Source organism: Brevundimonas sp., assembly GCF_036732845.1.
Classification (GTDB): Bacteria; Pseudomonadota; Alphaproteobacteria; order Caulobacterales; family Caulobacteraceae; genus Brevundimonas.
The window spans coordinates 1-10,843 of record NZ_DAINBO010000056.1; the positions used below are offsets into that span (position 1 = coordinate 1).

Genomic DNA, 10,843 nt, shown 5'->3' on the forward strand with positions numbered 1-10,843 from the left:
AGGAGGTCGAGACCATGATCGCCGAGGGCACCTCGGCCGGTCTGATCGAGCCGGAGGAACAGGAGATGATCGAAGAGATCCTGACCCTGGGCGACCGGCCGATCCGCGTGGCCATGACGCCGCGTCACGAAGTGTTCTGGATCGCCCTGGACGACCCGGAAGACCAGTTGCGCGAAGAGATTCGCACCTGCCCCTATTCGCGCATCGTCGTGGCGCGCGAGAACGACGTCGATAATCCCTTGGGCGTGGTCCACAAGAAGGACCTGCTGGACAGCCTGTTGGACAATGGCGAGTTCAACGTGGAGACCCTGGTCCAGACCCCGGCCTTCATTCCGCAGTCGACCTCGGTCTTGAAGGCGCTGGAGATCATGAAGGCGTCCAAGGTGCACATGGCCTTCCTGGTCGATGAGTACGGCGCCTTCGAGGGCGTGGTGACCGCCACGGACCTGCTGGAGATGATCGCCGGCGACTTCCACGAAGAGCATGACGAAGGCCAGACCTATATCCACCGCCGTGAGGACGGCAGTTGGCTGGTCGACGGCCAGACCGACCTGGACGAACTGTCCGACGAACTGGGCGAGGATTTCGGCGAACGCGAGGGTTTCCACACCGTCGCCGGCCTGGTGCTGCATGAACTGTCGCGCGTGCCGCAGGAGGGTGAGGTGCTGCAACTGGGCCGGTTCGAGGTCGAGGTGATCGACATGGACGACCGTCGCATCGACAAGCTGTTGTTCCGCGCCGTCATCACGCCGGAAGACGAAGCGGCCGCCCGCGCCGCCGCCGCCGGAAACTGACGCAGCGCCCTTGAAAACCCCGGCCCGGTCGGGCATACGCGCCGGTCTGGCGATGGCTGCGAAGGCAGCCGCTCGTCTAGGAGTTTAGCTCAGCTGGTAGAGCACCGGTCTCCAAAACCGGGGGTCGTGGGTTCGAGTCCCCCAACTCCTGCCATTTCCCCCTGTCGCCGCCGGATGGGACACCCCATCTGCGGCGGCAGGATCAATTGTGCGAAGAGACGCTGAATGGCCAAGGCCAAGTCAAAGACCGGCCGCCGGAACCCCGGCGCCGCCCCCGCAGCGGCGGGCGCCCAGACCGTGACGGTCGACGCCCCCGCGCCGGCCAAGCCGCGCGTGTCGCCCGCCCAGTTCTTCAGCCAGGTGCGCGCCGAGGGCCGCAAGATCGTGTGGCCCAGCCGCAAGGAGACCTGGATCACCTCGGTGATGGTGCTGATCATGGTGCTGCTGGCCGCCGCCTTCTTCTGGATTGTCGACAGCCTGTTGGGCATCGCCTTCCGCTACATCGTCGCCTTCGGCTCGTAAGGAACCCGCTCATGACCGATGCAGCGCCCGCGCCGGCCTCCAACCCCCGCCACAAGTGGTACATCGTCCACGCCTATTCGAACTTTGAAAAGAAGGTCGCCGAGCAACTGCGCATGCAGGCCAAGCAGCAGGGGCTGGAGGACAATTTCTCCGAGATCCTGGTGCCGACCGAGGACGTCGTCGAGATCCGTCGCGGCCGCAAGGTGAACTCGGAACGCAAATTCTTCCCCGGCTATGTGCTGGTGAAGATGGAGCTGACCGACGACGCCTATCACCTGGTCAAGAACACGCCGAAAGTCACCGGCTTCCTGGGCGCGGCGGGCGGCACCAAGCCTCTGCCGGTCTCGGAGCGTGAGGTCCAGAACATCATCGGCGCCGTGGAAGAGGGCGTCGAGCGTCCCAAGCCCACCATCCGCTTCGACATCGGCGAGACCGTCAAGGTCATCGACGGCCCGTTCGCCAGCTTCGACGGCCAGGTCGAGAGCGTCGACGAGGACAACGCCCGCCTGCGCGTGGCCGTGTCCATCTTCGGCCGCCCGACCCCGGTGGATCTGGAATACGGCCAGGTGGAGAAGGTCGCGGCGTAAGCGCTGCGGCAAGATCGCTTCGCGACGGCGGCCCTTGGGCCGCCGTTTGCTTTCGCGGGGACGCTCTGATACACGCGCGCCTTCGCGTCGCTCGGCCCGCCGGACGGGGCGTAAATCCGTGGGAGGCAGCCATGCCCCGACCACGGCTCATCCGTGGGGATTAACTTCCCCGCTTCATAGGAGAGACCAATGGCCAAGAAGATTCTCGGCTACATCAAGCTGCAGGTGCCCGCCGGCTCCGCGACGCCGTCGCCGCCGATCGGCCCGGCCCTGGGTCAGCGCGGCGTCAACATCATGGGCTTCTGCAAGGAGTTCAACGCGCGCACCGAGAAGGAAGGCAAGGGCACGCCCCTGCCGACCGTCATCACCGTCTACCAGGACAAGTCGTTCACCTTCATCACCAAGACGCCGCCGGCGACCTGGTACCTGAAACAGGCCGCCGGTCTGAAGTCGGGCGCCAAGGCCACGGGCCGCGAGACCGTCGGCAAGATCAAGCGCAGCCAACTGCGTGAAATCGCCGAGAAGAAGATGAAGGATCTCAACGCCAACGACCTCGACGCCGCGTCGAAGATCATCGAAGGCTCGGCCCGCGCGATGGGCCTGAACGTGGTGGAGGGCTAAGATCATGGCCAAGCAAGCCAAACGCATCCAAGCCTGGACCGGCGACCGCGACGCCCTGATGCCGTTCGCCGACGCCATCAAGGCCGTCAAGGACAACGCCAAGGCCAAGTTCGATGAGTCGATCGAAATCGCCGTCAACCTGGGCGTCGACCCGCGTCACGCCGACCAACAGGTCCGCGGCGTGGTCAACCTGCCGTCGGGCACGGGCCGCGACGTCCGCGTCGCCGTCTTCGCCAAGGACGCCAAGGCCGACGAGGCCCGCGCGGCCGGCGCCGAATACGTCGGCGCCGAGGATCTGTACGAACAGATCAACGGCGGCCTGATGGACTTCGACCGCGTCATCGCCAGCCCCGACATGATGGCCCTGGTCGGCCGTCTGGGTAAGGTGCTGGGTCCGCGCGGCCTGATGCCGAACCCCAAGGTCGGCACCGTGACCCCGAACGTCGGCCAGGCCGTCAAGGACGCCAAGGGCGGCGCCGTCGAGTTCCGCGTCGAAAAGGCCGGCATCGCCCACGGCGGCATCGGCAAGGCCTCCTTCACCCAGGAAGCCTTGGAAGCCAACGTCAAGGCCTACGTCGACGCCCTGGTGAAAGCCAAGCCGTCGGGCGCCAAGGGCACCTATGTGAAGCGCATCAGCCTGTCGTCGACGATGGGGCCGGGCTTCAAGGTCGACCCGGCCTCGCTGGGCGCTTGATGTTGGGCCGCGGTCAGAAGGCTCCGCCTTCTCGACCCGACGCGGCCTGACGCCCTCAAGCAGCGAGCGTCCGCGACGCGAGCGGTAGGACGAAAGCCCGCCCTCAAGCAGCGAGACGCCGCGCGTCGAGCGGTAGGGCAAGAAAAAGAAGGGGCGGCGGTCTTCGGATCGCCGCCCTTTTTCGTGTCGGACGAACCCTCCGTCGCCTGACGGGTTGACGGGACTCGCGGAAGCGTGGACGGACGGCCTGTCCAAGGATTCCGCCGGAGGCGACCCCATGCTCAGATGGTTCCAGGCGCTGTTGCCGCGCGAGGACAATTTCTTTCGTCTGTTCGACGCCCACGCCCAGACCCTGGTGAAGGGCGCCGACGCCCTGCGTCGCATGCTGGACGGCGGGACCGAGACGGATCATTGGCGCCAGGCCATCATCGATCATGAGCACGAGGCCGACGACGTCGCGCGCGAGGTGCTGTTCGCCGTGCGCCGCAGCTTCATCACCCCGTTCGACCGTTCGGACATTCGCGGCCTGACCAACTCGCTGGACGACGCCATCGACCAGATGCAGAAGACGGCCAAGGTGGTGGGTCTGTACGAACAGACCGCCTTCGCGCCCAAGATGCGCGAACTGGGCGATGTGGCTGTGGAGTGCGCGGCCCTGACGGCCGAGGCGGTGTCCCTGTTGCCGGACATGCGCAAGAACCATGACCGCCTGAACGCGCTGACCGAACAGGTCGCGCGCCTGGAGAGCCACAGCGACGCCCTGTACGACGAGGGCATGAAGGCGCTGTTCCTGCTGCATCGCGGCGGACAGGCGCTGGACTTCGTCATCGGGGCCGAGATCTATGATCACCTGGAAAAGGTGGTCGACCGGTTCGAGGACGTGGCCAACCGCATCAACGGCGTCCTGGTCGAGCATCTGTAGGGCGTCATGGACCACGCCCTGTTGATCCTGTGGTTCCTGATCGGCGTCGCCCTGCTGTTCGACTTCCTGAACGGCCTGCACGACGCCGCCAACTCGATCGCCACCATCGTCGCCACGCGGGTTCTGCCGCCGATCTACGCCGTGGGCTGGGCGGCCTTCTTCAACTTCATCGCCTTCCTGTTCTTCGGCCTGCACGTGGCCGACACCATCGGGCGTGGGATCATCGATCCGGGCGTCATCACGGACCAGGTGATCTTCGGCGCCCTGATGGGGGCCATCAGTTGGAACGTCATCACCTGGCTGTGGGGCATACCGTCCTCCAGTTCGCACGCACTCGTCGGCGGCCTGCTGGGCGCGGGGGTCGCCAAGGCGGGAACCGGCGCGATCGTGGTCGCCGGGGTGACCAAGACGGTGTTCGCCATCTTCCTGTCGCCGGCCGTGGGTTTCGCCCTGGCGCTGACGCTGGTGCTGATCGTGTCGTGGGCCTTCGTGAAGGCCAACCCCGGCTTCGCCGACAAGGTGTTCCGCCGTCTGCAGTTCGTCTCGGCCTCGGCCTATTCGCTGGGCCACGGCGGCAATGACGCGCAAAAGACCATGGGGATCATCGCCGTGCTGCTGTTCTCGCGCGCGCCGGCGGGGGCGGAGTTCCACGTGCCCTTCTGGGTGGTGATCACCTGCCAGGCGGCCATCGCCCTGGGCACGCTGTTCGGCGGCTGGCGCATCGTCCACACCATGGGGTCGCGGATCACGCGGCTTAGCCCGCAACAGGGCTTCTGCGCCGAGACGGGCGGGGCCATCACCCTGTTCCTGGCCACGGGCCTGGGCATTCCGGTTTCGACCACCCACACCATCACCGGGGCCATCGTCGGCGTGGGCGCGGCGCGTCGGGCCTCTGCTGTGCGTTGGGGCGTGGCGCGGCGGATCGTGACGGCCTGGTTCGTGACCATGCCCGCCTCGGCGGCCATCGCCGCCGTCTTCTTCTGGCTGGGCGGGACCTTCCTGACGTGAGCGGCGCCACGCCGTCTTCGCGGGCAGAGCGCCATCAGGTCGCGGCCTTGTGCTGGCGGGCGGGGCAGGGCGGGGGGGTCGAGATCCTGCTGGTCACCTCGCGCGACACCGGCCGCTGGGTCACGCCCAAGGGCGGCCGGATGCCCGGCCTGACCGACGCCCAGGCGGCGGCCCAGGAAGCGCTGGAAGAGGCGGGCGTCGAGGGCGTGGTCCAAGAAGCGCCCATCGGCGAGTTTCAATATCTGAAGCGGCTGAAACGCCGCGCGCCGCGTCCGACCCAGGTGAGCGTCTTCGCGCTGCGGGTCACGCGGGAACTGGCCGATTGGAAAGAGGCCGCCCAGCGGACTCGTCGTTGGTTCACGGCCGCCGACGCCGCCGCATCGGTCGATGAGGCCGAGCTGGGCGCGGTGATCCTGGAATTCAGACCGGCGACATAGCCGCCCGTTGATTTTTCGGCGCGACGCCTGTATGAGCGCCGCTTCTCCGCCATGGCCCTGTGTCGTGGCGGTCCTGTCCGAGAACTTCGGGGCGTGGGGGCCACCCATGCCGTAACTGTCAGAAAGCCTTCTGACGCCGTGGGGAGATGGGGATGCAATGGACGCCAGTCGGTCCCGCAACCGGGACGGATCGGGTTCGCGCTTCCTTCGGACAATACGACCGGTTCGACGCCTCGCAGCGATGCGAGGCCTGAGCCAATCCGTCGTCGGGAATGACCCCGGCGGCGAATGCCAAGACTGGAGACCGCAATGGACCGCGCACAAAAGGCCGAGTCGATCGAGACGCTGAAGGGCGTCTTCGCCGACGCCGGCGCCGTGGTCGTGACCCACAACCTGGGTCTGACCGTTGCGGAAATGGAAGACCTGCGTATCCGCCTTCGTAAAGAAGGTGGCGCGTTCAAGGTGGTCAAGAACCGCCTGGCGCTGAAGGCGCTCGACGCCGACGAGGGCAGCGAATACCACCCCCTGTTCAAGGGTCCGGTGGGCATCGCCTACGCTCCCGATCCGGTGACGGCCGCCAAGGTCACCGCTGAATTCGCCAAGGGCAACGACAAGTTCGTCGTCCAGGGCGGCTTCATGGGTGAGAAGGTGCTGGACGCCAAGGGTGTCGAAACCCTGTCCAAGCTGCCGTCTCTGGACCAGATCCGCGCCACGCTGCTGGGTCTGCTCAACGCCCCCGCGACCAAGGTCGCCGGCGTGGTTCAGGCCCCGGCTTCCCAACTGGCTCGGGTGTTCAGCGCCTACGCCGCCAAGGACGCCGCCTAAGCGACCGCTTCCATCTCTGCATAATCTCTACTGAAACCAATCCTCCGAAGGAAAACGAACAATGGCCGACCTGTCCAAGATCGTAGAAGACCTGTCCAAGCTGACCGTCCTCGAAGCCGCCGAACTGTCCAAGCTGCTGGAAGAAAAGTGGGGCGTCAGCGCCGCTGCTCCGGTCGCCATGGCCATGCCGGCCGGTGGCGGCGCCGCTGCTCCGGCTGAAGCCGCTGAAGAGCAAACCGAGTTCACCGTCGTCCTGGTCGACGGCGGCGACAAGAAGATCAACGTCATCAAGGAAGTCCGCGGCGTCCGTTCGGACCTGGGCCTGAAGGAAGCCAAGGACCTGGTCGAAGGCGCTCCGCAGAACGTCGTCGAGAACGTCTCGAAGCAGACCGCCGAAGAGCTGAAGAAGAAGCTGGAAGAAGCCGGCGCCAAGGTCCAGATCAAGTAATCTGCCTTACGCCAGCCTCACGGCTGACGATCGACGGGCCGGGGAGCGATCCCCGGCCCGTTTTTCTTTGGTTGCATGCTTGTTGGGTGTCGGCGTCCCCGGTCCACCGCCTCCCCGGCGAATGCCGGGGTCCAGACCCAGGCTTGATCTCTGGAACCAAGGCCAAGTTAGCGTTGGCGAGCGACGCAGACTCTCCATCTGGACCCCGGCATTCGCCGGGGGAACGGAGAGGCTCCAAACGTTGACGCCTAGCGGAAACTCAGTGCGTTTCTTTGGGGGAGCGGCCGGGTGCCTCAGGCGGCGGGCGTCACGTCCAGCAGTTCGACGGTGAAGATCAGCGCCGAGTTCGCCGGGATGTCACCGCCCACACGGCGCGCGCCATAGGCCAGGTTTGCAGGAATGGCGAACTCATAGGTCTCGCCGACGCGCATCAGGGCCACGCCCTCGGTCCAGCCGCGAATGACGCGGTTCAGCGGGAATTCGGCCGGTTCGCCGCGCTTGTACGAGCTGTCGAACTCGACCCCGTCGATGCGCACGCCGCGATAGTGGACCTTGACCGTATCGGTCGCCTTGGGCTGGGCGCCCTCGGCATGCGCCTTGCCGACGCGGCGGTATTGCAGACCGCTGGCGGTGGTGGTCCAGCCGCGGCGTTGGCCGTTCCACGCCAGATAGGCGGCCTGGCCGGCGTCCCAGTTCTCTTGCGTCGCGGGACCGGCCGGTGCGAGCGGCGCGGCGGGGGCGGTGGCGCAGGCGGAAACCACGAGGGCGGCGAGGGCGGGGGCGATCAGCTTGTTCATACGGCGACGCTAGCACCCCGCCGCGCAGTCAGGAACAGGGCTTGGGCGGGGCGAAGGCTCAGGCCATGATCGTCCAGCAGCGCGCGTCGCCGGTGATTAAGAAATCCGCCGTCGAGGCCTTTATTTCGTCCTAAAAGCGAGTATATCAGCGCGTTCCGCATCACTCCGTACGAGTCGCGCGCGAAAGCGTCGAGGCCTGGTCCGTCGCCCTCCGACCGGTGCGAAGACGCGCTCCTGCCCAAGGGAGCCTTACATTTCAGGCGTCCTGGCCCGGATCGGGCCGAGGGTGGACGCCGAAACCTTGAACGCCGCGGACGCCGGAATGGCGCGCCGTGGCCGCTGCATTGAACGCGGGTCCTCCCCCAGGCCCGCCGATTGGGAAAACAGAATGGCCAAGTCCATCGACGGTCTCGCCCTCGCGGCTCAGATCGCCTCCGCCACGTCGTTCACCGGCAAGAAGCGTATCCGCAAATCCTTCGGGCGCATCCCCGAAGCCGTGCAGATGCCGAACCTGATCGAGGTTCAGCGCGCGTCTTACGAGCAGTTCCTGCAACGCGACTGGCGTTCGGGTCCGCGCAAGGACCAGGGCATCGAGGCCGTCTTCAAGTCCGTCTTCCCGATCAAGGACTTCAACGAGCGCGCCGTCCTGGAATATGTGACGTACGAGTTCGAGGACCCGAAATACGACGTCGAGGAGTGCATCCAGCGCGACATGACCTTCGCCGCGCCGCTGAAGGTCAAGCTGCGCCTGATCGTGTTCGAGGCGGACGAAGAAACCGGCGCCCGCTCGGTCAAGGACATCAAGGAGCAGGACGTCTACATGGGCGACATCCCGCTCATGACGGACAAGGGCACCTTCATCGTCAACGGCACCGAGCGCGTGATCGTGTCGCAGATGCACCGTTCGCCGGGCGTCTTCTTCGACCACGACAAGGGCAAGACCCATGCCTCGGGCAAGCTGCTGTTCGCCGCCCGCGTGATCCCGTACCGCGGCTCGTGGCTGGACTTCGAGTTCGACGCCAAGGACATCGTCTATGTCCGCATCGACCGCCGTCGCAAGCTGCCGGCCACCACCTTCCTCTATGCCCTGGGCATGGACGGCGAGGAGATCCTGCGCACCTTCTATGAAACCGTGCCGTACGAGATGCGCACCAAGAAGGGCGAGAGCGGCTGGGTCACCCCGTACAAGCCCGAGCGCTGGCGCGGCGTGAAGCCGGAGTTCGACCTGATCGACGCCGACACCGGCGAGGTCGTCGCCCCGGCCGGAACCAAGATCAGCGCCCGCCAGGCCAAGAAGCTGGGCGACACGGTCAAGTCGCTGTCGCTGTCGGCCGACGCCCTGATCGGCAAATATCTGGCCAATGACGCCGTCAACATGCAGACCGGCGAAATCTACGCCGAGGCCGGCGACGAACTGGACCAGGCCACGATCAACCTGTTGGTCGAGAACGGCTTCACCACCATCGACGTGCTGGACATCGACCACGTCACGGTCGGCGCCTACATGCGCAACACCCTGCGCATCGACAAGTCGACCAACCGCGAGGACGCGCTGTTCGACATCTATCGCGTCATGCGTCCGGGCGAGCCGCCGACCCCGGAAGCGGCCGAGGCCATGTTCAACAGCCTGTTCTTCGATTCGGAACGCTACGACCTGTCGTCGGTGGGCCGCGTGAAGATGAACATGCGTCTGGAAAGCCCCGAGGTCTCGGACGAGATCCGCGTGCTGCGCAAGGAAGACGTGTTGAAGGTGTTGCAGATCCTGGTCGGCCTGAAGGACGGCCGCGGCGAGATCGACGACATCGACAACCTGGGCAACCGCCGGGTCCGCTCGGTCGGCGAACTGCTGGAGAACCAGTACCGCGTCGGCCTGCTGCGCATGGAGCGCGCCATCAAGGAGCGCATGTCCAGCGTCGACATCGACACGGTCATGCCGCACGACCTGATCAACGCCAAACCGGCCGCGGCCGCGGTGCGTGAATTCTTCGGCAGCTCGCAACTGTCGCAGTTCATGGACCAGACCAATCCGCTGTCCGAGATCACCCACAAGCGCCGCCTGTCGGCCCTTGGACCGGGCGGTCTGACGCGCGAGCGCGCGGGCTTCGAGGTGCGCGACGTGCACCCGACCCACTATGGCCGCATCTGCCCGATCGAGACGCCGGAAGGCCCGAACATCGGCCTGATCAACTCGCTGGCCACCCACGCCCGCGTGAACAAATACGGCTTCATCGAAAGCCCGTACCGTCGCGTGAAGGACGGCAAGGCCACCGACGACGTCGTCTACATCTCGGCCATGGAGGAGGCGAAATACGTCATCGCCCAGGCCAACATCGAGCTGAAGGCGGGCGAGATCGTCGAGGATCTGGTCCCCGGCCGGATCAACGGGGAATCGCAGCTCCTGAACAAGGACGCGGTCGACATGATGGACGTGTCGCCGAAACAGGTCGTTTCGGTCGCCGCCGCCCTGATCCCGTTCCTGGAAAACGACGACGCCAACCGCGCCCTGATGGGCGCCAACATGCAACGCCAGGCCGTGCCGCTGGTCCAGACCGATGCGCCGCTGGTCGGCACCGGCATGGAGAGCGTGGTGGCCGTGGACTCGGGCGCCGTGGTCGTGGCCCGTCGTGACGGCGTCGTCGAACAGATCGACGGCACCCGCATCGTCGTGCGCGCCACCGGCGACGTGGACGCCGGCCGTTCGGGCGTCGACATCTATCGCCTGTCGAAATTCCAGCGTTCCAACCAGTCGACCTGCATCAACCAGCGCCCGATCGTGCGCGTGGGCGATGAGGTGATGGCCGGCGACGTCATCGCCGACGGCCCGTCGACGGACCTGGGCGAACTGGCCCTGGGCCGCAACGCCCTGGTCGCCTTCATGCCGTGGAACGGCTACAACTTTGAAGACTCGATCCTGATCTCCGAGCGCATCGTGCGCGACGACGTCTTCACCTCGATCCACATCGAGGAATTCGAGGTCATGGCCCGCGACACCAAGCTGGGACCGGAAGAGATCACTCGCGACATCCCGAACGTCGGCGAGGAGGCCCTGCGTAACCTCGACGAAGCGGGCATCGTGGCGATCGGCGCCGAGGTTCAGCCGGGCGACATTCTGTGCGGCAAGGTCACGCCGAAAGGCGAAAGCCCGATGACGCCGGAAGAGAAGCTGCTGCGCGCCATCTTCGGCGAGA

General features: G+C 66.1%; 12 protein-coding genes and 1 tRNA gene. 12 read left to right on the forward strand and 1 reads right to left on the reverse strand.

Annotation, left to right across the window (positions count from 1 at the left end; translation table 11 throughout):
• The 11 genes from V7D63_RS12400 to rplL all read left to right on the forward strand — a co-directional run.
• Positions 1–794: hemolysin family protein (locus V7D63_RS12400; protein ID WP_333592593.1), on the forward strand; the 794-nt coding region annotated here is incomplete at its 5' end.
• Between the two features lie 78 nt (positions 795–872).
• Positions 873–948 (forward strand) — tRNA-Trp (locus V7D63_RS12405).
• A 71-nt stretch (positions 949–1,019) separates the two neighbouring features.
• Positions 1,020–1,316 (forward strand): preprotein translocase subunit SecE, encoded by a 297-nt coding sequence (secE, locus tag V7D63_RS12410; RefSeq protein WP_333592594.1) that lies wholly within the window; start codon positions 1,020–1,022, stop codon positions 1,314–1,316.
• 11 nt (positions 1,317–1,327) lie between these two features.
• A complete protein-coding gene (gene nusG, locus V7D63_RS12415; protein WP_333592595.1) occupies positions 1,328–1,903 on the forward strand; it encodes a transcription termination/antitermination protein NusG in 576 nt (191 codons plus the stop codon).
• Positions 1,904–2,092: 189 nt separating this feature from the next.
• Positions 2,093–2,524, forward strand: coding sequence for a 50S ribosomal protein L11 (gene rplK / locus V7D63_RS12420; RefSeq protein ID WP_333592596.1), 432 nt, complete (start codon positions 2,093–2,095; stop codon positions 2,522–2,524).
• Between the two features lie 4 nt (positions 2,525–2,528).
• The gene (gene rplA / locus V7D63_RS12425) at positions 2,529–3,218 is read left to right on the forward strand and encodes a 50S ribosomal protein L1 (RefSeq protein ID WP_333592597.1); all 690 of its coding nucleotides are present in this window, start codon (positions 2,529–2,531) and stop codon (positions 3,216–3,218) included.
• A 277-nt stretch (positions 3,219–3,495) separates the two neighbouring features.
• Complete coding sequence (locus V7D63_RS12430) at positions 3,496–4,140, forward strand: DUF47 domain-containing protein (RefSeq protein ID WP_333592598.1); 645 nt, start codon at positions 3,496–3,498, stop codon at positions 4,138–4,140.
• Between the two features lie 6 nt (positions 4,141–4,146).
• Positions 4,147–5,148 carry an inorganic phosphate transporter gene (locus tag V7D63_RS12435; protein ID WP_333592599.1) on the forward strand — a complete coding sequence of 334 codons (1,002 nt, stop codon included), beginning with the start codon at positions 4,147–4,149 and terminating at the stop codon, positions 5,146–5,148.
• The gene (locus tag V7D63_RS12440) at positions 5,145–5,585 is read left to right on the forward strand and encodes an NUDIX hydrolase (protein WP_333592600.1); all 441 of its coding nucleotides are present in this window, start codon (positions 5,145–5,147) and stop codon (positions 5,583–5,585) included. Before V7D63_RS12435 ends, V7D63_RS12440 begins: the two co-directional genes overlap by 4 nt.
• A gap of 309 nt (positions 5,586–5,894) precedes the next feature.
• On the forward strand, positions 5,895–6,410 hold the full coding sequence (rplJ, locus tag V7D63_RS12445; RefSeq protein WP_333592601.1) for a 50S ribosomal protein L10: 516 nt from the start codon (positions 5,895–5,897) through the stop codon (positions 6,408–6,410).
• A 61-nt stretch (positions 6,411–6,471) separates the two neighbouring features.
• Positions 6,472–6,858, forward strand: a complete 387-nt coding sequence (gene rplL, locus V7D63_RS12450; RefSeq protein WP_333592602.1) for a 50S ribosomal protein L7/L12 — start codon at positions 6,472–6,474, stop codon at positions 6,856–6,858.
• Between the two features lie 293 nt (positions 6,859–7,151).
• Here the strand turns inward: rplL and V7D63_RS12455 are convergent, their stop codons facing one another.
• Positions 7,152–7,655, reverse strand: a complete 504-nt coding sequence (locus tag V7D63_RS12455; RefSeq protein ID WP_333592603.1) for an FKBP-type peptidyl-prolyl cis-trans isomerase — start codon at positions 7,653–7,655, stop codon at positions 7,152–7,154.
• A 388-nt stretch (positions 7,656–8,043) separates the two neighbouring features.
• On the opposite strand from V7D63_RS12455, the gene rpoB reads away from it, so the two are divergent.
• Positions 8,044–10,843: DNA-directed RNA polymerase subunit beta (rpoB, locus tag V7D63_RS12460; protein WP_333592604.1), on the forward strand; the 2,800-nt coding region annotated here is incomplete at its 3' end.

Bases quoted from the DNA above. Each gene is read 5' to 3' on its own strand.
- rplJ (WP_333592601.1), top strand. From the start codon at position 5,895: ATGGACCGCGCACAAAAGGCCGAGTCGATCGAGACGCTGAAGGGCGTC.
- rplL (WP_333592602.1), top strand. From the start codon at position 6,472: ATGGCCGACCTGTCCAAGATCGTAGAAGACCTGTCCAAGCTGACCGTC.
- V7D63_RS12455 (WP_333592603.1), bottom strand. From the start codon at position 7,655: ATGAACAAGCTGATCGCCCCCGCCCTCGCCGCCCTCGTGGTTTCCGCC.
- nusG (WP_333592595.1), top strand. From the start codon at position 1,328: ATGACCGATGCAGCGCCCGCGCCGGCCTCCAACCCCCGCCACAAGTGG.
- rplK (WP_333592596.1), top strand. From the start codon at position 2,093: ATGGCCAAGAAGATTCTCGGCTACATCAAGCTGCAGGTGCCCGCCGGC.
- rplA (WP_333592597.1), top strand. From the start codon at position 2,529: ATGGCCAAGCAAGCCAAACGCATCCAAGCCTGGACCGGCGACCGCGAC.
- secE (WP_333592594.1), top strand. From the start codon at position 1,020: ATGGCCAAGGCCAAGTCAAAGACCGGCCGCCGGAACCCCGGCGCCGCC.
- V7D63_RS12430 (WP_333592598.1), top strand. From the start codon at position 3,496: ATGCTCAGATGGTTCCAGGCGCTGTTGCCGCGCGAGGACAATTTCTTT.
- V7D63_RS12435 (WP_333592599.1), top strand. From the start codon at position 4,147: ATGGACCACGCCCTGTTGATCCTGTGGTTCCTGATCGGCGTCGCCCTG.